The organism is Vibrio sp. 1249-1, from assembly GCF_033340495.1.
Map to the genome: position 1 here is coordinate 533,970 of NZ_JAWOWJ010000001.1, position 21,505 is coordinate 555,474.

The window sequence follows — 21,505 nt, forward strand, 5'->3', positions numbered from 1 at the left end:
CTCATCAAATGTTTGTCAGTTGCCTAAAAAAGTAGCGGACTGATGTTAAAGTGTTCATTGTCTCTGGTTTTTTGTGGCACTCGCGATTCCGCTACTAAGCCTAGGGGCTTCCAATTAGGTCGTAAACACCGAATTCTTAGGTGTTTAGATGTTGATGATATTCAAGATTTTCTGTGTAAAGGTTAATCTCGTTTATTGAACAGTCACGTTTCATGGTCAAGACTAGATATTGAAATGATTACTTTTTACTGTTGATGCGTATGTATAACACAGGGTAATTCTGCTGAAACAGTCAGCTTAACCAAAGGAGATTTAACATGATGAGAGGTTTGATATTAGGGCTGGTGGTGATGCTGGTATCTGCTTGTACTACCGTTACAACTGATGTAGATAAACAAGCCGACTTTTCAGCTTACAGAACGTTTGACTTCGGTGCTCAGGCGGAAGCTCCTACCAGTATTGATGGTCGACGTATTGAGCAAGGGCTTGCTGAACAGCTTGAGGGTAAGGGTTTAATTAAGGTAAATAGTGGCGGTGACCTTTACGTACATCATGATATCGTAGAAGAATCCGAGCTTGTTTCTTCAGGATCGTCGGTGAGCTTTGGCTATGGCTGGAATAGCTTTGGTGTGATCACTTCAAGCCCAGAAAGATATAAAGAACGTAAGTATGGGAAGTTGGTGGTTGAACTGGTTGATGCAAAGGCTAATCAAGTCGTTTGGAAAGGCGTTTCAAGTCGTAAACTGTCTGAGTCAATGAGCTCTGAGAAAAGAGAATCTCTCATCCAAGAAGAAATCGCGAAGATGTTTGAAAGCTACCCTTACGGTGAAAAATAATTAGTATTCTTAACGATTAAGAATACTAATTGCCAATAGTTACGCACAGGGTTAAAAGAACTTATTATTTTGGTTTTGGTTACCTTTGTGCGTACGATTCTGATTGCTTTACTCGGACTACTTTTCTGCTTGTTGGCTCCGAGCATGAGCCTGGCGCACTCACACCCAAATTTTCTTTCCTTTCATAACCAGAATATTGCTGTTGACGCTAAGTCGAAGCACTTTTCAGAATATCCTATCTCTCCAATACAACAAGACTATCCGAGTTTAAACAGCCGGAATGTATTGAGGGTTAGCCATGCTAAGGAAATGAGCTCGAACGACGATGTAGAACCCGAATGGTTTGAAATGCTTGATGTAGCATGGTGGGCGCATCGTTCGGCAATTTACTCGATGAAGCGGCTAAAACGCATCGGCAATGAGGCTTTAGGTTGTTGTATTGAAAGTATTTTTACTCACTTTAAATACAGAATCGGCGTGAGAAAAGAATCGAATTTTATATACCGCTTTATACATGCTCGCTAACACATTCCATGTTTTTGCAACTTTTGGTTAATTATGCTTAGGAGCGGTTTATGTTTGATTCGATAATTCAGGTCTTGAGTGCCTTTTGGCATCAAGATTTCACGGCGTTAATGGCGCCAGGCAGTGCAGGTTTAGTTTATTTTGTTGTTGCTGTGATTATTTTTTTGGAAAGTGGTTTTATTCCTGCTGCACCTTTCCCATGCGACAGTGTCGTCGTATTATCCGGTACGCTGGCGGCGGTTGGCGTCCTTGACCCAATTATGATCATGTTGGTGATAGCTGTTAGTGCGGGATTGGGAAGTTGGGCGGCTTATTTACAAGGCAAGTGGCTAAATCGCTTACCTAAGGTCCAAGGTTGGGTGAGCGCGGTTCCTCAAAAGCGTTTGGAACAAGTCGACGTATTACTCAGTAAACATGGATTGGTTGCGCTTTTGTGCGCGCGGTTTATTCCGGTTGTTCGTTCCCTATTGCCATTAATGATGGGGTTGCGAGTGAAACGTATTAGTAAATTCCATTACTTTGCGTAGCTGAGTGCGATTTTATGGACGCTGATATTATGCGGTTTTGGTTCATTACTTCCTTTGCTACCGGAAAATATGAGCAAAGCAATCACAATGCTATTAATGGCGGCACCAATAATTACTCTTGTGATTGGAGTGCTTAGTTTCTTGTTTGTTAAAGCACGTCGAGCGTTCTGTAAACCCAAGGATGTGTCTGAGTTTTCTCAGTAAGTTTACTTGATTTGCACTTTTAAGCTTGTATGCAGATTAGACATCTAATCGACAGGTTTTTGTCAGTAAAAAGAAAGGCGCAATGTATGCGCCTTTCTTTTTGAGTGTCGTTAGGGTTTCGAATTTAATAGCCAATGCTATATAGGTATTCGCCAACTTCTTTGCACTGAGACTTGTAGATGTTCTCTACTTCAGACTCATTCTTATCTGCTGCTTTAAATTCAAGTTCGGCAGACGATAGCTGGTCAAAGCTGTAGTCTCTCTCAGACATTAAGTAGTGTCTGAACATCGCTCTGTGTTCCGGAACTGCAATACGTGCGTTAGAAACGTTGGCACACTCTAACAGAGTGTCGTTACTCATTTCTTCTGGCTTAGTTTCTGTGTTTGCTAAGGTTGAGCCCGCTGCAAATAGTAATGCTAGTGCGATGGTTGTAGCGATTCTTGTCATTATATGGACCTCAAATTGGTTCTAGTAACAATGAGCATATTGGTTCTTATCGTTACATTTTCGTGTTCTCTGTATGTCATAAAAAGTTAAACAACAGAGAAGACGTTGCGACCATGAGTAAAGACGTACATTAAGTTCGCTTCCTTTCTTCCTGAGAGGCGATAAAGAGAGCGTTGACTCATGAGTCCGCCATAACTGTCTAGAGGTAAGCGAGATGCTTGTTTTGCCAACTCCAGTAGTGGTGGAGAAGAGAAAGCAATAAGTAAAAAATAATCAGGAGTAAAATCTGATGATAAAACGCCATCAGTAGCTGATGTTCGGCGACAGGAGACAAGCCCGAACAACTCGCGCTTTATATGTAGGTAGTAACTTTCTGAACCCCAAGAGCTCAGAGAAGCTGAGGCATGAAAATCAGTGTGTGCTAGCTCAAAATCGTCTTGTTGAGAGAGTTTAAGTAAGCGCTCGGAAGTGTAATGTTTGGTGTGGTGCCACTCATGCGCATATGAAGCTGTGATGAGCCCTGAGAGCAGGGACAAAGAAAGCATCAATAATATACGGTGTAGATAACGCAAGAAGTAACCCTAAACATATAAAGCCACAGTTACCCACCATGATTAAGGAATCTTAGTGGCACTATGATAACGATGAAAGCCAGTGTCTGATCAACTCAGCGTATACTAACGAGATGGAAGGGGGATGAACAGAGTTTTCTGATCGCACTTAGGTATATCAGCGAATAACACAATAATTTTCACTTTCGAGTAAGCGAAAATGGAAAGAGAGTCGTTGCACAGGACGATTAAGCTAACAGGATTATTACTAGGGAAGAAATAGAATCTTCTTTTTCTTCCCCATATGTGTCGCATCGATATTATGCACTTGCGTAAATAACGCTGCCGCCTTTTATGGTGTCAATGATCTCGCGAGACAACTTCTCTGGCAAAGCAGGGCAACCCCAACTGCGTCCGAGGTATCCATTCTTCTTGATGAAGGAAGGGTTTGCGTAATCGGCACCGTGCACGACAATGTAACGCTCGCGAGCTTTGTCGTTTAATCCAGAGCTTAGCCCATCTAATCGAAGTGAATAGCCATTTGAGCCGTAGTAAGTGGTATCAGTCAAAAAAGTGCCCAATGATGTTTTTCGCGAGTTCACGACATTTGAAAACTGTGTCGCTGTTTTCTTTCCGCTGTTCACGCCGTGAGAAACATACGTATTGTAGATTAGCTTCTTTTTATCTAAATCAACCACATAAAAACGCTTTTCAGTTGATGGTTTACTATAGTCGATGATCGTTAGTACCGACTTCTTTCTATCGGGTGTCTTCTGATAAGCGATGTAAGCGTCACTGAACAACTTAAAGTCTACTATGCCATCTAGCTTGGCTTGTTTAAACACATGTTCAACTTGCTTTGGTCGTAAATGATCCCTGGGTTCGTTATCTGATTGTTTTGCAAAAGCAAAAGGTGAGACAGACAACAGCGCACATGTAAATAATATAATTAACTTTTTCATCTTGGCTAAATAAAACTCTATGGTGTTACAAATTTACCGATTGCTTCATGCATTCGTTAAAACAACATGCACATCAATATAATTCTATTCCCAATGTTTCTTATTGCACGCTTAGGTGCTTGATATTGGGTTGACGATAAGTTTTCGAGTTAAAAACTAACTAATTGAAACTTATAAAAAATATGAAGTTTAACGATGGTTTCTATAAACTTCGGCGTAAATAATATCTGATATATGTAATTAATAAAACTGTGTTTAAGGATATTTGTGAAGTTGCTAATTTATAAAAATGGCGTTTTATTTTTCGTACTTTAGAAACTCTTTTTATTTCAATGTGTTTTCTTTTTCTACGCTTTATCCAATACCTCAAAAGTTTGTGATTTAACTCGTAACAAATCGTAACGCCGAATCGTTATGTGTATAAGTGCATTTATAATGTATGAATAAACAACAGGGTGGCAAGAAAAGGCAGTAAAACAGCGGTGAATCGGTTGTTTTTAATTCACGATTGACAAAGCTAAGTCTAAGTCGTACAAAAATTGAACTTGTGAATGTATCGTTTAAGTGAGAGTGATGAGCTCGACAAAAGTGAAGTGATGCGTGCTATTGTTTATTTTCTAATTTATTCGATTACATAAGGAAGGGTACATAGTAAAAATTGAAAAAATAATTCTATCGTGTGGATTAAAATATATAAATAATAAAACTTCGAAATTAAAAGATAAGAACGCCAGATCTTAATTCATTAAATTTTTGAACATGAAATTAAACTCTATCTATTATGCTCGGTTTGGTTTGGTGTGAAAGCGCTCATCTCATTAAGAAAAGCGCTAGAATTTATTTAAGGACGGTTATGACAGCATTTAATGAAGTGTTTATTGTCACTCCCAATGTTAATGATTTTGCAATGTTGCAAGAGTCGCCATTGGAAATGTCTCTTCAAGTAACGGCAAGCAAACCTATCCAACTCTATGGAGAGTCTGTTAAAGCCAGTTGGAAAAGTATTGATATTGAATGGTTAGACGTTATGGGTGAAAAGCCATTGCCCAGGCCTGATATTGCAGCATGGGGATCTTTTACTCTTGCTGTATCCGCTTCTATTGCGGATAAGCTCGATGTGTTGAGCGAGAATGTCGAATTTTTACCATTAAATCTACAAGGAAAGCCTTGGCGAGCATTAAACATTGTCACTCAAATTGATGCCATTGATACCTCTGCTACCGAGTATAATCTTCGTCATGGTAAGCTAAGTCGTGTTAGACCGTTTAAGAAACTCGTTTTGAATAGAGAAGCCGTTAATGAATCTGATTTGTTCAGAGTAAAAGGTGCTGGGCTCAGAACGTTTTGCACGGACAAAAAAGGTGGCTTGTACGATAGCGTCAAAGCGCTGAATTTGACCGGTTTGGATTTCAAGGAAGTGCTGGTTTAAAAACGAATAAATAGTAATTTACTCAACTAAAGTCATAGATATAGGTATGGGGGAACAAAAGCTGAGCATCTATCAATGAAGCTCATATACAACTAAATACAGCCGCCACAGCTGTGACTGCTGTACTTCTCCCCTTAACTTATGTTCTTGAAACCCTAATTGAGCTGACCATGGACGCATCAAATCGACTGTCGTCATTTGCCGATTGCCACCACAAGCTCAATTGTTCTTTAGTCATTGGTTTGCCAAATAAATAGCCTTGCATATAGTCGCAGCGGTATGCCGATAACCATTCATGCATCATATTGTGTTCAATACCTTCTGCTGTAACCGTTTTATTTTGGGCATGGCATAGCTCAATAATAGGTTTGATCACATGTCCGTTGTTGGTGTTCATCAATGTAACGAGGAACTCTCGATCAAATTTGATTTTTTGAACCGGATACTGAACGAGCTGAGTTAACGATGTGTAACCAGAACCAAAGTCATCAATTGCAAGACGGTAGCCACGTTTTGATAGCTCATCAAGTAGGGCCGTGCCTTGTTGTTCTGCGGCAAAGGTTTCGGTTATTTCTATCTCAATACATTCTGGTTTAACACTGTGCAGTGTCGCTTGTTCATGGATGTAGTTTGCCATTTCTATTGAGTTTAGCTCTGCTGATGAAAGATTGACCGAAAGAACAATATCCTTACCGAAAATATTCCTTAATTGATGGTATTCCGCCGTTGCATTGGCGAAAACCCAGCGGTCAATTTTATCAAATAATCCGGCTTGCTCTGCAATTGGAATAAACTCCTTTGGGGGGATAGGGCCGATACCTTCGGCTTCCCAGCGCAACAAGACTTCTAACCCCTCAATTTCGTTGCTTCGATTGTTCATATAGGGTTGAAAAACAAGGTGGAATTCTTCCTCTACATTGCTTTTTCGGAGCGCACGTTCAAGCTGACTTCGTCTTTGAGACTCAATATTGAGAGCGGCTGAATAATAGGCGTATTGATTTTTCCCTGCCCGTTTTGCTTGATACATAGCCGCATCGGCACTGGAGAGTAACTTCGCGATGTCAGTACCGTCTTGAGGATATTGTGCAATACCTACGCTTGCCGTAACGGGAAATGAATTACTCCAAGATGAACTGAGATTACTAATTGGTTTTAGTAACTCTGATGCAAGCAAATCAGGCAAGCGTTTTACCTCTTGATTTGAGCTCAGCAAAATTGCAAATTCGTCACCAGATAACCTGGCGGCAAAGCAGGGGCTGTTGTAATCGTGCGAGAACTTTTGACAGGCATTCTTGATGTGTGATGAGAACACTTTTAATAAGTTATCTCCCAATTCATGCCCGTATTTATCATTCACGTATTTAAAGTTATCAAGATCGACGTAAACAACCCACAGAAACTGCGAAGGGGAGATAAGTTCACGAGTGGCAAGCTCATGAAAACGATGGCGATTGGCGAGTTGCGTCAGGTGATCCGTTTCAGCTAGGCGTTTTGTCTTTTTATAGATGACATTAAGTTCCTCATACATATCAAAAAAGCGTGCAGAGAGGCGTCCTATTTCATCGTTTGTTTCTAGCTTTTCAATATTGTCACGTTGATTAGATTCAAGTTCGTTCAGCTGCTTATCAAGGCGAGAAACAGGGCGCAACACATAGCGGTACAACACCAAAATGATTAATGTGATGGTGAAAAACGCCGCTACGCCAAAGGAGAAAGCAAGTTCTAGCCACACTTTATCGACTTTATTCCACATTAAATATTCGGCAGGAGAAAGCACGGCATAAAAGTGCGGCAGCAGCTCAATGGTTTGAGCGAGAGGAATATCAAGATAAATGGGTTTGTCGGCGAAAGTAATCACGCTGTGTGTGTCAAACTCGATGTCATGCTTAATCTCGTTAAAGGCTTCAAGTGATACGGAAACTACCACAAAAAACACATTTTTCGAGTCAAAGCTCAAAGGGTGAGTCCCCGTTCTTTTGTCGACGACCTCATATTGAAGAAGAATGCTTTGTCCACTGGAGTTATAAATAAAGCCAGTGTGACTGAAAGCCTCTCTGTCATTGAAACTTCGTGATATGTACTCTAATACCTTTGGGTCGACCACGCCCGATGATTCGTAATATTTGTTTTCTGTGTAGTAGAGAAGGTTTTGTTTGCCGTCGAGGATCGCCATGCTCGCATCGCCTTTGTAACCATGGCTTAATACTTCAGCGGTCTCGTCTAATCGATTAAACAAGACTCGCTCACGATAGGGGTTGTTATGATTAACCAAATAGTCTTGTAATACATCACTTTTACTGAGCGTATAGGCATAGCTATTAAGAAAAATATTCGCTTGTCGAAACTGCCCGGCCAGCTTTTCCATCTGCAACTGAATATAGCTGTCTTCCCGCTTGATGAGCGTCACTTTTTGAATGCTATAAATAATATAGCTAGATACTAACGCGCTTAATAAGATCACTGGCGCGACAAGCAAAATGACTCTATTGCTTAACTTCATTATGGTTCTTAGTTTCCGTTTGTGTCCCTACAAACGTCGCGTACCAGGTAAGGTACTGAACGGATGATGTGTTTTGGCAAATTGTAACCAGATTGTAAGGTGAGCGTTCTCCAAAATCAGGCAGCTATCTAAGAATTGTGATGACGTGAAAGGTTTCGAGCTTATTAACTAGAGGTTTTCTCAGTAGTTGGACGTCTCTTTTCCTTCCTCCCTGTATAAAACCTAACCGTAATGACAGGGAAATACCATCATCGAAACGTTTCGATGGTAAAGTGTGACTCAAGTGCACTTTTCCTATTCAATGACAATTGAATTACAGATCATTCTCACACCTTATCGATCTCACACTGGTCAAATTGCGATGACGAATTATTATTTCATCGAAACGTTTCGATGAGTTTTCTGTTAATAACGAAAACACTTTAAGACAGGCGCTCATGGTTGTATGAACGTGTAACCGAAAGGTCGATGAGATGAAAAAAAGTACCCTAATTAACTCAGATATTTCTTACTTGGTGGCGACGCTAGGCCACACCGACGAGATCACGATATGTGATGCTGGTCTACCAATCCCAGAGCATGTTCAGCGAATCGATTTGGCGCTAACGCATGGGGTACCAAGTTTTCTTGATACTGTTCGCGTAATTCTATCTGAGTCCCAAATCGAAGGGGTCATCATTGCGGAAGAGTTCTCTGATGCAAGCCCAGTTTTGCATGAAGCGTTGCTCAACGAACTGAGCAAAGAGAGTGAAGAGACGGGCAAATCTATTGAGGTGAGCTACGTGTCACATGAAGCGTTTAAAGCACGCACGGCCCAAAGTCGCGCTATCGTAAGAACCGGCGAATGCTCGCCATATGCGAACGTTATTTTCCAAGCGGGCGTGGTTTTTTAAGCCAGAGATATTGAGGACAGATTATGACTCAAGCCATTCTACAACTAAGCGAAATTGAGAAGGCGTTTCCGGGCGTAAAAGCACTCGACAAAGCAAGCCTGAATGTTTATCCAGGCCGTGTTATGGCGCTGATGGGTGAAAATGGAGCAGGCAAGTCAACGTTAATGAAGGTGTTGACAGGCATTTACCACATGGATGCGGGGAGCATTCAATATCAAGGTCAGCCGGCGGCCTTTAAAGGTCCACGCGATTCACAGGAAGCTGGTATTAGCATTATTCACCAAGAGCTGAACCTGATTCCTGAACTGACGATTGCCGAAAATATTTACTTGGGACGAGAGTTCACTGGCTCCTTAGGGCGTATCCAGTGGGGCAAAATGTATGACGAAGCTGACAAGCTTTTAAAACGTCTGAATGTAAAGCACTCATCAAAAACATTGCTTGGCGATTTAAGCCTTGGTGAACAACAAATGGTGGAAATTGCAAAGGCACTTTCGTTTGAGTCGAAAGTCATCATTATGGATGAGCCAACGGACGCATTGACCGATACCGAAACGGAATCACTATTTAAAGTGATTAATGAGCTTCGCGAGCAAGGATGCGGCATCGTATACATTTCGCATCGTCTTAAAGAAATCTTTGAAATCTGTGACGACATTACCGTGCTTCGTGATGGTAAGTTTATCGGTGAGTGCAAGGTGTCCGACACTGATGAAGATGGCCTAATTGAAATGATGGTTGGCCGAAAATTAGAAGAGCAATATCCACGTATTGATGTCCAACATGGCGAAACTTGTCTTGAAGTCATTGGTTTGACTGGGTCTGGCGTTCAGGATGTGAGCTTTACTCTCAAGCGTGGTGAGATTCTTGGAATTTCTGGCTTGATGGGCGCAGGCCGCACTGAACTCATGAAAGTCATTTACGGCGCATTACCTAGTGAGCATGGTGTTATCAATCTTGATAACAAAACTATTAACCCGGTTAGCCCGCAAGATGGCTTGGCAAATGGTATCGCTTACATCTCTGAAGATCGCAAAGGCGATGGTTTGGTTTTAGGTCTTTCGGTTAAGGAGAACATGTCACTTTGTTCGCTAAACCAGCTGACCAAAGGCTTCCAGATTCAACACAGCGACGAAGTGATTGCAGTGGAAGATTTTATTAAGTTATTCAACATTAAAACCCCAACGCGAGATCAAATCATCGGCAACTTATCTGGTGGTAACCAGCAAAAAGTTGCGATTGCGAAAGGGTTAATGACGAAACCTAAAGTTCTGATTCTGGATGAGCCAACACGTGGTGTTGATGTCGGAGCAAAAAAAGAGATTTATCAGCTCATCAACAAGTTTAAGGCCGAAGGCATGAGCATCATCTTGGTTTCTTCCGAGATGCCTGAAGTGCTCGGCATGAGCGACCGTATTTTAGTGATGCATGAAGGTCGTATCACTGGCGAATTTGATGCGAAAGACGCCGATCAAGAAAAATTACTCGCCTGTGCCGTAGGCAAAGAGATCAATGAGGAAGCAGCATGAGTACGAATACCATGAGCAAACCAACCGAAACTGGCAACAAGAAGTTGTTTACAAAAGAGTGGCTGATTGAGCAAAAATCACTGATAGCTTTGATCTTTCTGATCGTTGTTGTGTCATTTTTGAACCCGAACTTTTTTACGGTCGACAACATTCTCAACATTCTTCGTCAAACCTCCGTGAATGCCATTATCGCAGTGGGTATGACATTAGTTATTTTAACAGCAGGCATCGACTTAAGTGTTGGTTCGGTATTGGCATTGTGTGGTGCCTTTGCGGCAAGCATGATTGCGCTTGAGGTTCCGGTGCTGGTGGCGGTTCCAACTGCTTTAGTCGCAGGTGCAGCGTTAGGTGCGATCAGCGGTATCATTATTGCGAAGGGTAAGGTGCAGGCATTTATCGCTACGCTGGTTACCATGACGTTACTACGTGGTGTGACCATGGTGTACACCGAAGGTCGTCCAATCTCGACAGGCTTTACTGACACCGCGGATGCGTTCGCATGGTTTGGTACTGGCTACGCGCTAGGCATTCCAGTTCCTGTTTGGTTAATGGTGGTTGTGTTCGCTGCGGCTTGGTATTTACTTAACCACACGCGCTTTGGTCGCTATGTTTACGCACTAGGCGGCAATGAGTCTGCGACTCGCCTATCAGGTATCAATGTAGACCGAGTGAAGATTGGTGTCTACGCCATCTGCGGTATGTTAGCAGCGCTTGCAGGCATTATTGTAACGTCTCGTCTTTCTTCGGCGCAGCCAACAGCAGGTATGGGCTACGAGCTAGACGCTATCGCAGCGGTTGTTCTTGGTGGTACCAGCTTGATGGGCGGTAAAGGCCGTATCATGGGTACCTTGATTGGTGCGCTGATCATCGGTTTCTTGAACAATGCACTTAACCTACTTGATGTTTCTTCCTACTACCAAATGATTGCAAAAGCAGTGGTTATCTTGCTGGCGGTATTGGTAGACAACAAAAACAAGTAATTCATAACAATCTGTATATATAAAACAGTGAATACAAACCGAGTCAGGGGACGTGTACTGGCTCACCCTACACAAAGGACTAGAACGATGAAAAAACTTGCAACTCTTATCTCTGCTGCACTTCTTTCTTCAACCGTATCGGTAGCGGCGCAAGCTCAAGATACCATGGCGATTGTGGTTTCGACGCTAAACAACCCGTTCTTCGTAACGATGAAAGACGGTGCGGAAGCAAAAGCGAAAGAATTGGGGTACGACTTAATTGTACTGGACTCGCAAAATGACCCGAGTAAAGAACTGTCGAACATCGAGGATTTAAGTATTCGCGGCGTAAAAGCAATTCTTATCAACCCAACGGATTCTGATGCAGTGTCTAATGCAATTCGTATGGCGAACCGTTCTAAGATCCCTGTGTTGACATTAGACCGTGGTGCAAGCCGTGGTGAAGTTGTGAGTCACATCGCGTCGGACAACGTAATTGGTGGTGAAATGGCAGGCCACTACATCATGGAAAAAGTCGGCGAAAAAGCAAAAGTCATTCAACTTGAAGGTATTGCGGGCACATCGGCAGCGCGTGAGCGCGGTGAAGGCTTTATGAATGCCGTGAAGGGCAGCGATATGGATCTTCTTGCTAGCCAACCAGCTGACTTTGACCGCACAAAAGGTCTAAACGTAATGGAAAACCTGCTAGCGGCTAACCCGGATGTACAAGCGGTATTTGCACAGAATGATGAAATGGCGCTAGGTGCACTTCGCGCAGTTCAAGCTTCTGGCAAAGATGTCGTTATCGTTGGTTTTGATGGTACGGAAGACGGCATTGCAGCAGTTAATCGTGGCAAACTAGCGGCAACTATTGCTCAGCAACCAGACCTTATCGGTGCTTTAGGTGTTGAAACGGCTGACAAAGTTTTGAAAGGTGAAGAAGTAGAAGAGTACATCCCAGTACCACTAAAAGTAGTCACTAAGTAAGTTTCAAGTTCCAATAAATCATCCTAATTTTTGCTCTCTCCTCCGTTTATATCTGTCGTTTAGGAGGTGAGGGCAAATTTACCCAAAATACTGCAAAGTGTGGGGTATAGATGCCTTTGGCTTTTTATCGAGACTCCTTCGTCAGGAAGAGAAGTTAAAGTCATCTAATGTATTTTCCTAAACAGTTTTTAAAAAGGGTTCATTCAGAACCGAGGATAACCGTATGAATAAGTTAGTGGTGTTAGGTAGTGTAAACGCTGACCATGTTCTTCAAGTGCCTTCTTTCCCTCGCCCAGGCGAGACGCTGCATGGTCGCAACTATCAAGTTATCCCAGGTGGCAAAGGTGCCAACCAAGCCGTCGCGGCGGCGCGATTAAATGCAGACATCGGTTTTATCGCTTGTGTGGGCGACGACTCATTCGGCATTAACATTCGCGAAAACTTCAAAATGGACGGCATCGATATCACTGGTGTGAAGATGCAGCCAAATTGCCCGACAGGTATCGCGATGATTCAAGTGTCGGACAGTGGTGAGAACAGCATTTGCATTTCAGCTGAAGCAAACGCCAAACTGACAGCAGAAGCGATTGAGCCAGATTTAGAGCGTATTCGCCAAGCAGATTACTTGCTAATGCAATTGGAAACGCCGATGTGCGGCATTGAGAAAGCCGCGCGAATCGCGAAAGATGCCAAAACCAATGTCATTCTGAACCCAGCGCCAGCTCGCGAACTGTCAGATGAATTACTGTCTTACATTGACGTGATTACGCCAAATGAAACGGAAGCTGAAGTTCTGACAGGTATTACTGTAACAGACAACGAAAGCGCGCAAGAAGCGGCGAATGTGCTACATGGTAAAGGTATAGAAATTGTCATGATCACACTCGGTGCAAAAGGCGTTTGGTTAAGCCAAAACGGTCGAGGCGAAATCATCTCGGGTTTCCGCGTTGAAGCGACGGATACTACCGCTGCGGGCGATACATTTAATGGGGCATTCGTCACTGGTCTCCTAGAAGATTTACCTTTAGAATCAGCGATTAAGTTTGCACATGCGGCGGCTGCAATTTCTGTGACCCGCTTTGGCGCGCAAACGTCGATTCCAACCCGCGAAGAGGTGGACGCGTTTCTCGCTGAACAATAAGGCGCACAACGCCTCATTAAAATAGGAGTAGTAACATGGCGACGATGAAAGACATCGCAAAACTGGCAGGGGTTTCCACTTCAACAGTGAGCCATGTTATTAACAAGACGCGTTTTGTGAGCGAAGAGATCTCTGAACGCGTTAACAATGCCGCAAAAGAGCTTAACTACTACGCGCCCTCTGCGTTGGCGCGTAGCCTCAAAGTCAATCGTACCAAAACCATTGGTATGCTCGTGACAACCTCAACCAACCCATTCTTTGGCGAAGTCGTAAAAGGCGTAGAGCGTAGCTGTTACCAAAAAGGCTACAGCCTCATTTTATGTAACACCGAGGGTGATAACGAACGTATGCGTCAATCCATTAATACGCTATTGCAAAAGCGTGTCGATGGTTTGATCTTGATGTGCTCGTCGCTAGAAGGAGAGCGTATCGATGTATTTGAGCGTTACCCAGATATCCCAGTTGTGGTAATGGACTGGGGGCCGATGCTATTTACAAGCGATAAAATCCAAGACAACTCACTTCGTGGCGGTTACTTAGCGGCGAAATACTTAATTGATTGCGGCCATACCGAAATTGGGTGCATCACTGGCCCTTTGATTAAACACCAAGCGCAAATGCGATACGAAGGTTATAAGCGAGCAATGAACGAAGCTGGCTTGGAATTTAATGCCAATTGGATCATTGAATCGGACTTCGAGTGTGAGGGTGGGTATCAAGCGTTCAAAAAAATGGCTCAGCGTGGCGCATTACCTAGCTCGATTTTCGTCTCTAACGATATGATGGCGATGGGGGTGATTAACGCCGCAAATGAGCTCGATATTAAAGTGCCGGACGACCTGTCCATTATTGGTTACGATGACATCCATATCGCGAAATTTATGTCGCCATCGCTAACTACCATTCATCAGCCTAAGTACCGTTTGGGGCAGGCTGCCGTTGAGACTCTTGTCCGAAAGTTGGATGAAAAGTCAACAGAGGCACAGGTCGTACAATTAGAGCCGACTCTAGTGGAACGAAAAAGCGTCAAGAGGTTAAAGTCAAACCTCACTGAATGACGTGTGATGTTGAGCTAAAAAATTAAAAAAGTCGTTTCTCTTTATACGATAAAGCCTTACTATCGTCGTTGATTATAAATAAAACTATTAATTGTTGTCTGGCGGATTAGTCAAATGTTATCAAAAGGTTACGCTAAGTTATCTGTAAAACACCCTTGGTTTCACCGAGTTAATGTTATTACAGTTGTATTGATTTTTTTTGTGAGCTGCTATCAGCTACTGGTTAATGAAGCATTTGAGTACGCAATTGGCTTTATTATTACACTTTTGGCGTCAGCTTTATTTGCATCAGCTTCTGCATTCAAAAAACGCTATCTAGGCTTGGATTCATAGGCACGTCTATTTCCAACATCGTTCAATAGCATCATTTATTGTTTTCAAGTAAACATTGAACTGAATTATGATCGAGTGCATCAAGAGGAGGACAAATGTCCTCCTTTTTGTTGGGGATCACGCTCTAATATAAGCGTAATCCAAACAAAATAATAAAGGACATGTTATGGACCTCTTTGCCTTACTCGATATTAATAATACTCTCGTTAACATTCCGATCGGCGACGGCTACGCAATGAGTTGGATCGAAGCTTTCGGTACCGTTTTTGGACTGCTTTGCATTTGGTTTGCCAGCCAAGAAAAAACCATCAACTACTTATTCGGTTTGCTGAATGTCACGCTTTTTGCCGTTATCTTTTTTCAAATTCAGTTATACGGATTATTGCTTCTTCAATTGTTTTTCTTCTGTGCGAACATTTACGGCTGGTATGCGTGGACCCGTCCAAACGCACAAGGTGAAACGCTGGAGGTTCGCTGGTTAAATAAACAGAAACTTATTACTACTGCCTCTATTAGCGTTGCATGTATCGCATTATTAACGATCTATATCGACCCATTTTTCTTTGCGCTAGCAAACATTGCTGTTGATAGCTTGAATCTCTTTGGTGCTGGCTTGGCTGAACCGGTGCTTGAACCTGACGCGTTCCCGTTCTGGGATGCAACCATGACAGTACTTTCTGTTGTTGCACAAATTCTGATGACACGTAAATACGTCGAAAACTGGATTCTATGGGTTGTGATTAACATTATCAGTGTGGGTATCTACGCGACGCAAGGTGTTTACGCAATGTCTGTTCAGTACGCGATTCTTATGTTCATCGCTGCCAATGGCACGCGTGAGTGGGCTCGTAGCGCTAAGCGCAATGGCGATAAAACCTTAGCGCACGCTGCTGCGTAAGGAACGAAAAATGGCCAAACAACCTCATATCGGAGTGGATGAAACACAAATCGCTCCCCTCGTTATTGTATGCGGCGAGCCAGATCGAGCGAATCGTATCGCGGCATTATTTGATGATGCAGAAATGGTGTCGGAAAACCGCGAGTACCGTGTGTTTACCGGCAACTACAAAGGCAAGCCTGTTTCAGTATGTAGTACAGGTATAGGTGCGCCATCGATGATCATCGCAGTGGAAGAGCTAAAACAGTGCGGTGTGACTCATGTGGTACGCGTTGGATCTGCGGGGGCAATGCAATCAGGCATTCACCTTGGCGAGTTGATCATTGCCGAAGGCGCGGTAAGAGATGAGGGCGGCTCTAAAGCGTATGTCGATTCGTCTTATCCAGCCTACGCAAGCTTTTCACTGTTAAAGGAAGTTGAGCGTTACTTGTCGATGCAAAAAGTGCATTATCATTTTGGTGTGGTGCGTTCTCACGACAGTTTCTATACCGATGACGAAGATGCAATATGCCAACATTGGAACAAGAAAGGCATCTTAGGTGCCGATATGGAAACCTCTGCGCTGTTTACGGTCGGTCGACTACGAGGCCTTCATGTGGCTTCGATATTAAACAACGTGGTGCTGTATCAACAAGATGTGAAAGAAGGTGTTGGTCAGTACGTTGATGAAGCCAAAGTAATGATGCAAGGTGAGAAGAGTGCCGCGATTACGGCATTAGAAGCCTTGGTTGCTCAGCGTTAGCCAGTCTCTATCTCAGTAAGTCACATAAACAGAATAGATGTAAAGCGACAGGTCACTGTCGCTTTTTTATTTGGAATTACGGGGTACAATCCACCTTAAATAGTTGTCCGTAACTTTTTCTGAGAGAGCAGAAAATGAAAATCAGCCCTTATCCGACTGGTCGCTTCAAAACATACCTTGAAGAAAAGAGTGCCACCTTTCGCGATTTGATTTATCAATGCCAAATAAATTCGCGTTACTTTGATGCTGGGGAAGCAATTCTCCGCCAAGGTGAGCAACTTCAGTACTTGTATGTTGTGCCAGTAGGTCGAGTCTCGATGAACATATTGGCCGCAAATGGACGACGTTTTCAATTAGGGGAAGCTAACTGCGACTATCATATTTATGGTGAAATGGAGTTCTTCACTCAGACTCCTTGTCAATGGAATGTGATAGCAGATGAACATATGCAGGTTGATGTTATCTGTATCCAAAAACTAACCGAAGCACTGCAAAATCATCCCCAAATGATGGTGTTCTTCGCTTCAGCATTGGTTGAGGATTATCAAGACTCCATGGATATCTACACTAACCGTTTGTTGCATCCCATTACTTACAACATTGCCTATGATCTTCTCGTCCGTAATCAGACGGATAAGTTGCTTGGTGGTTTTGATAAAGTGAACCAAGAGGCTGAGCGGTTTGGTACCTCAGGCCGAGTCTATCGACGTGCAGTTAAGGACTTGATTGAAAAGGGATTGATTACAAAAACGGACAACGGTTTGGAGATTATTGATGAGCTGGCACTCAAAGCGTTTATTGAAGCGCATGAATGATACGCCCAGGTATTGGAACTGATGGGTTTTATAAGTCTTTGATATATCTAAGTCTTGAGTAAACGTAACTAATGTAAAGTACCTTAAATTTTGTTGAATGCATTAAAGAGTAGCGTTATATTGCGAACGCGTATGATAATAGATCTCATTAAGGCTTAACAAAATGAAAAAATTCGTTGGTGCGGCTATGCTGTCGTTATTTACTGTTTCTCCTTCTTTCGCTGCTAAAGTTGTGATTGACCACTACATGGGTCAAACAGAGCTAGAACAATCCCCAGAGCGTGTGGTTGTGATTGGCTTTGGCCCGCTAGATGCGTTGGACAACTTTGGTATCGATCCTGTTGCAGTATCTAACTCTTCTAATCTTCCTAGTTACCTTTCAAAATACAGCAAAGATAACTACACCTCTGCGGGTAGTTTGTTTGAACCTGATTTTGAAACCATCTACATGCAAAAACCGGATTTGATTTTGGTTGGTCCGCGAGCGTCTGCGAAATATGAAGAGCTGAGTGAAATTGCCCCTACAGTTGTTTTTGCGGCGAAAGAGAACCAAGGCTATTGGGAAGGCACGCAAGCGCAATGGCGCAATATTGGTAAGATCTTCAATATCGAAGAAAAAGTAGAGCAGAAAATTGAAGCGCTAGATGCTCAATTTAAAGCAATCCGTGACTACAACCAATCGAACAAAAATGATGCATTAACGATTTTGAGCATGGGTGACAACATCAGCGCGTTTGGTGCCCAGTCGCGATTTGGCGTCATTTATAACGACTTTGGCTTCTTGGAAACGGTTGAGCACGTGAAAACGGGCACTCACGGAGATGTCATTTCTTATGAGTTTATTCGTGAAGCTAACCCGAAAAATATTCTCGTGGTTGACCGAAATTCTCTGACAGGTACGCCGGATAACGATATTCGTAAATCCATGGATAACGACTTAGTCAAAGCGACTGCGGCATATAAAAATCATAAAATCACTTATTTAGATGTGGACGCGTGGTACTTGTCGATGTCTGGTGTGACAGCAACAGAAAAAATGGTCAGTGAGATAAAGCAAACCGTTGAACTGTAATCCAAGATAGCAGAGGTTAACTTTGAAGAAGTTATTGCTAACCCTTGTGGTTTTAAGCACGGTTTCGTTATTTGTTGGGGTGGCAAACATGACGCCCCAACAACTCTTTTCAGGTGATGAGAAAGCATTAGAACTTTTCTTTACCAGCCGTATACCACGTTTATTTGCCATATTGCTTGCTGGTGCTGGCTTGAGTATTGCGGGTCTTGTCATGCAGCAAATCAGCCAGAACCGATTTGCGGCACCTTCTACAACTGGTACGATCGAATGTGCCATGCTGGGCTATGTACTGAGCGTGGTTTTCTTTGGTAATGATAATCACCTTTGGCTCGTGTTCGGCATCTCGGTATTTGGGACGCTGGCGTTTGTTTTCTTTATTCAGCGCATTCAATTTAAGAGCGTGGTTTTTGTGCCACTTGTCGGGATTATTTTCGGCAATGTCATCCAATCCATGACTACGTTTATCGCTTACAAATATGATGCACTTCAAAGTCTGAATGCTTGGACAGTCGCAAACTTCGCCAACATCTTGCGTGGTGATTTTGAACTGCTGTACATCGCGGTACCAATGGTTATCCTCAGCTATCTTTTTGCCGCAAGGATCTCTGCCGTAGGTATCGGAAAAGATTTCGCGATTAACTTGGGTTTGAATTATCAGCAGGTTGTGACGATTGGCGTGCTATTGGTGTCCATCATGTCAGCAAGTGTCGTGATGATTGTTGGCCAGTTGCCATTCTTAGGGCTGATTGTACCGAATCTCGTGAGTCACTTTTATGGCGATAACCTCAAAAAGAACATTCCGCTTACGGCCATGTATGGGGCCATTTTAGTGTTGTGTTGCGATTTGGTGAGTCGTTTAATTATTTTCCCTCATGAAATGCCAATCTCTATCGTGATTAGCATATTGGGTGGCGTGGTATTCATCGCAATGTTGTTGCGAGGTAAGCAACATGCGTGATTCAACGAAAATCCTGCTGCTAAGTGGCATTGCGATTCTTTTCGCGTGTCTGTTTATTGGTATTGGGCTAACGGCTGACAACTACCAATATTTTTTGTCTCGTAGAGTTCCTAAAGTATTGGCGATAGTGCTAGCGGGTGTGGCCATTGCTCAGTCTTCACTTGTATTTCAAACCATTACGCACAACCGAATTTTAACGCCAAGTATCATGGGTTTTGATGCGCTGTATGTGTTAACCCAAATTTTGATCGTGTTGATTTTTGGTGGGTTGAGTACCTTAGTTCTTAACTTGTACGTCAATTTCGCGATTGCAGTAATTGTAATGGTGTCGTTTTCGCTACTGCTGTTTGGGTTTTACTTTTCAAAAGGCAGCAAGAACTTGATTACGTTGCTATTGGTCGGCTTGATCTTTGGTCAGCTATTTTCCAATGCGGCGTCATTCTTTTCTTTGCTGATGGACCCAAACACATATGCAATTGTTCAGTCGAAACTGTACGCCAGTTTCAATAATGTCAAAGTGAACTTGGTTTACTTTAGTGCTCCGGCTTTGATGTTTGCATGTAGGTTGTTGTTTAGGATGCATCGCACTTTAGATGTGTTTTGGCTCGACCAAGACAATGCGAAAAGTTTGGGTGTTGATGTACCTAAAGTGACGAGAAATGTGTTTATTATCTCGGCGGTTTTGATTGCTATTTCTACGGCTTTGGTAGGGCCAATCATGTTCTTTGGTTTACTAGTGACCAACTTAAGCCGAGAAATGTTCCGAAGTTACCAACATAAAACGCTATTGGTCGGATGTTCGTTTCTATCCATCAGTTCACTACTTGCTGGGCAATGGATAATCGAAAACGTGTTCAGTTTTGAGACGACGTTGAGTGTCGTAATTAACTTTATCGGCGGTGCGTATTTCTTATACCTGCTGCTGAAAAACAAAGTTGTATAAATATGATAGTAATAGACAAATTAACGAAGGCTTTCGGTTCAAACAAAGTCGTAGACGAGGCCAATACTCAGTTTGAAAAGGGCAAGGTAACATCGATTATCGGTCCAAATGGCGCGGGAAAGAGCACGCTGTTATCTATGGCCTCGCGCTTAACGGAGCGAGATGGCGGTAGTGTTATCATTGATTGCAAGGAAATCGCGGAATGGGACACAAAAGAGCTAGCGAAAAAACTGGCAGTACTTCGCCAAGCTAACTCGATTACAATGCGGTTTACCGTAAAAGAGTTAGTCTCTTTTGGTCGTTTCCCATACTCTAAAGGAAATCTGACTAAAGAAGATCATGAGGTCATAGAAAAAGCGATCGACTACTTAGATTTGCAAGATATTCAAGACAAATACTTGGATGAATTAAGTGGTGGTCAGCGACAGCTTGCATTTATTGCTATGGTGATTGCACAAGATACAGATTATGTCTTTCTTGATGAACCTCTTAATAACTTAGATATCAAACACTCTCTTCAGATCATGAAAGTTGTGCAGCAGTTAGCCCATGACATGAATAAAGCTATGGTGGTCGTGATTCATGATATTAATTTCGCGGCGTGTTACTCAGATGTCATATTGGCGCTTAAGAAAGGTAAAGTTGTGGCGAGTGGTGCGGTTGAAGAGGTTATTCAAGCGTCTACGCTAGAGGACATCTACGAAACGCCATTTAACATCATAGAGTTAAACGGTAAGCGTATGTGTACTTATCATTAAGCGAGCTAGTTCGTTTTTAACGAGATCAATAGATAGGCGGGCTTACTTGGTGAGCTCGTCTATGATTGGGCATCGGCTCTCTGCATCTCCAGGACAAGAAGAAACCCAACCTTCAAGTTGCGTTTTGATCTCCATGAGGTGTGCAATTTTTTCTTCAACCTCTCTCAGTTTGTCCATGGTTCTTGCTTTTACTTCACTACTTTTGCGGTTGGGGTTATGAGCAAGTTGTACGAACTCTTTGCATTCTTGCAACGAAAAGCCTGCGCTTTTTGCGCGTGATACCAAGTTAAGCTCTTGAATATGATTATCTGAATATTCGCGATAGCCAGAGTCGCTGCGCGCTGGTGGAGATATGATCCCTTTGTCTTCATATAATCGAATCGACTTAGATGAAAGCCCTGTGAGCTTCGCGACAGCACCAATATTCATGTTTAACC

The 21,505-nt window shown here is 42.8% G+C and carries 21 protein-coding genes and 1 pseudogene; 17 read left to right on the forward strand and 5 right to left on the reverse strand.

The window, feature by feature from the left end:
• Nucleotides 1-317: 317 nt before the first annotated feature.
• The 3 genes and pseudogenes from R7Z50_RS02380 to R7Z50_RS02390 all read left to right on the forward strand — a co-directional run bounded on the left by R7Z50_RS02380 (nucleotide 318) and on the right by R7Z50_RS02390 (nucleotide 2,092).
• Nucleotides 318-836 carry a DUF4136 domain-containing protein gene (locus R7Z50_RS02380; protein WP_005382627.1) on the forward strand — a complete coding sequence of 173 codons (519 nt, stop codon included), beginning with the start codon at nucleotides 318-320 and terminating at the stop codon, nucleotides 834-836.
• A gap of 87 nt (nucleotides 837-923) precedes the next feature.
• On the forward strand, nucleotides 924-1,361 hold the full coding sequence (locus tag R7Z50_RS02385) for a hypothetical protein (protein WP_225455293.1): 438 nt from the start codon (nucleotides 924-926) through the stop codon (nucleotides 1,359-1,361).
• A 50-nt stretch (nucleotides 1,362-1,411) separates the two neighbouring features.
• Nucleotides 1,412-2,092 (forward strand): annotated as a pseudogene (locus tag R7Z50_RS02390) (DedA family protein).
• 124 nt (nucleotides 2,093-2,216) lie between these two features.
• Here R7Z50_RS02390 and R7Z50_RS02395 read toward each other — a convergent pair.
• The 3 genes from R7Z50_RS02395 to R7Z50_RS02405 form a co-directional block, all read right to left on the reverse strand.
• On the reverse strand, nucleotides 2,217-2,540 hold the full coding sequence (locus tag R7Z50_RS02395; protein ID WP_005373158.1) for a hypothetical protein: 324 nt from the start codon (nucleotides 2,538-2,540) through the stop codon (nucleotides 2,217-2,219).
• A gap of 86 nt (nucleotides 2,541-2,626) precedes the next feature.
• Nucleotides 2,627-3,085, reverse strand: a complete 459-nt coding sequence (locus R7Z50_RS02400; protein ID WP_318148882.1) for a hypothetical protein — start codon at nucleotides 3,083-3,085, stop codon at nucleotides 2,627-2,629.
• 326 nt (nucleotides 3,086-3,411) lie between these two features.
• A complete protein-coding gene (locus tag R7Z50_RS02405) occupies nucleotides 3,412-4,053 on the reverse strand; it encodes a murein L,D-transpeptidase catalytic domain family protein (RefSeq protein WP_017633652.1) in 642 nt (213 codons plus the stop codon).
• An 853-nt stretch (nucleotides 4,054-4,906) separates the two neighbouring features.
• Between R7Z50_RS02405 and R7Z50_RS02410 the strand changes: the two genes are divergently transcribed.
• Nucleotides 4,907-5,482, forward strand: a complete 576-nt coding sequence (locus tag R7Z50_RS02410) for an imm11 family protein (RefSeq protein ID WP_318148842.1) — start codon at nucleotides 4,907-4,909, stop codon at nucleotides 5,480-5,482.
• A 139-nt stretch (nucleotides 5,483-5,621) separates the two neighbouring features.
• On the opposite strand, the gene R7Z50_RS02415 is transcribed toward R7Z50_RS02410, so the two are convergent.
• The gene (locus tag R7Z50_RS02415) at nucleotides 5,622-7,982 is read right to left on the reverse strand and encodes an EAL domain-containing protein (RefSeq protein ID WP_053307610.1); all 2,361 of its coding nucleotides are present in this window, start codon (nucleotides 7,980-7,982) and stop codon (nucleotides 5,622-5,624) included.
• Between the two features lie 473 nt (nucleotides 7,983-8,455).
• Between R7Z50_RS02415 and rbsD the strand changes: the two genes are divergently transcribed.
• From rbsD to vctC, 13 genes are all read left to right on the forward strand, one after another.
• The gene (gene rbsD, locus R7Z50_RS02420; RefSeq protein WP_005382620.1) at nucleotides 8,456-8,875 is read left to right on the forward strand and encodes a D-ribose pyranase; all 420 of its coding nucleotides are present in this window, start codon (nucleotides 8,456-8,458) and stop codon (nucleotides 8,873-8,875) included.
• Between the two features lie 23 nt (nucleotides 8,876-8,898).
• Nucleotides 8,899-10,404: a ribose ABC transporter ATP-binding protein RbsA gene (gene rbsA, locus R7Z50_RS02425; RefSeq protein ID WP_005373147.1), complete on the forward strand. Its 1,506-nt coding sequence runs from the start codon at nucleotides 8,899-8,901 to the stop codon at nucleotides 10,402-10,404.
• Nucleotides 10,401-11,384, forward strand: a complete 984-nt coding sequence (rbsC, locus tag R7Z50_RS02430; RefSeq protein WP_005382618.1) for a ribose ABC transporter permease — start codon at nucleotides 10,401-10,403, stop codon at nucleotides 11,382-11,384. Before rbsA ends, rbsC begins: the two co-directional genes overlap by 4 nt.
• A gap of 87 nt (nucleotides 11,385-11,471) precedes the next feature.
• Nucleotides 11,472-12,350, forward strand: a complete 879-nt coding sequence (rbsB, locus tag R7Z50_RS02435; RefSeq protein ID WP_005373143.1) for a ribose ABC transporter substrate-binding protein RbsB — start codon at nucleotides 11,472-11,474, stop codon at nucleotides 12,348-12,350.
• A gap of 223 nt (nucleotides 12,351-12,573) precedes the next feature.
• Entirely contained in the window at nucleotides 12,574-13,491 is a 918-nt protein-coding gene (gene rbsK, locus R7Z50_RS02440; protein ID WP_005373140.1) for a ribokinase, read from the forward strand.
• 35 nt (nucleotides 13,492-13,526) lie between these two features.
• Nucleotides 13,527-14,549, forward strand: coding sequence for a substrate-binding domain-containing protein (locus tag R7Z50_RS02445; protein ID WP_158155931.1), 1,023 nt, complete (start codon nucleotides 13,527-13,529; stop codon nucleotides 14,547-14,549).
• A gap of 499 nt (nucleotides 14,550-15,048) precedes the next feature.
• Nucleotides 15,049-15,780, forward strand: a complete 732-nt coding sequence (gene pnuC / locus R7Z50_RS02450; RefSeq protein WP_025767870.1) for a nicotinamide riboside transporter PnuC — start codon at nucleotides 15,049-15,051, stop codon at nucleotides 15,778-15,780.
• Between the two features lie 10 nt (nucleotides 15,781-15,790).
• Nucleotides 15,791-16,522 (forward strand): nucleoside phosphorylase, encoded by a 732-nt coding sequence (locus R7Z50_RS02455; RefSeq protein ID WP_017635382.1) that lies wholly within the window; start codon nucleotides 15,791-15,793, stop codon nucleotides 16,520-16,522.
• A 134-nt stretch (nucleotides 16,523-16,656) separates the two neighbouring features.
• Complete coding sequence (locus R7Z50_RS02460) at nucleotides 16,657-17,337, forward strand: Crp/Fnr family transcriptional regulator (protein WP_318148843.1); 681 nt, start codon at nucleotides 16,657-16,659, stop codon at nucleotides 17,335-17,337.
• Between the two features lie 163 nt (nucleotides 17,338-17,500).
• The gene (locus tag R7Z50_RS02465) at nucleotides 17,501-18,409 is read left to right on the forward strand and encodes a siderophore ABC transporter substrate-binding protein (protein ID WP_005376635.1); all 909 of its coding nucleotides are present in this window, start codon (nucleotides 17,501-17,503) and stop codon (nucleotides 18,407-18,409) included.
• 22 nt (nucleotides 18,410-18,431) lie between these two features.
• On the forward strand, nucleotides 18,432-19,367 hold the full coding sequence (gene vctD, locus R7Z50_RS02470; RefSeq protein ID WP_017820306.1) for an iron chelate uptake ABC transporter permease subunit VctD: 936 nt from the start codon (nucleotides 18,432-18,434) through the stop codon (nucleotides 19,365-19,367).
• Nucleotides 19,360-20,310: an iron chelate uptake ABC transporter permease subunit VctG gene (vctG, locus tag R7Z50_RS02475; protein ID WP_318148844.1), complete on the forward strand. Its 951-nt coding sequence runs from the start codon at nucleotides 19,360-19,362 to the stop codon at nucleotides 20,308-20,310. Before vctD ends, vctG begins: the two co-directional genes overlap by 8 nt.
• 2 nt (nucleotides 20,311-20,312) lie before the next feature.
• Nucleotides 20,313-21,068, forward strand: coding sequence for an iron chelate ABC transporter ATP-binding protein VctC (vctC, locus tag R7Z50_RS02480; protein ID WP_005376629.1), 756 nt, complete (start codon nucleotides 20,313-20,315; stop codon nucleotides 21,066-21,068).
• 42 nt (nucleotides 21,069-21,110) lie between these two features.
• Here vctC and cueR read toward each other — a convergent pair whose 3' ends face one another.
• Nucleotides 21,111-21,497, reverse strand: coding sequence for a Cu(I)-responsive transcriptional regulator (gene cueR / locus R7Z50_RS02485; protein ID WP_005376627.1), 387 nt, complete (start codon nucleotides 21,495-21,497; stop codon nucleotides 21,111-21,113).
• Nucleotides 21,498-21,505: the final 8 nt, after the last annotated feature.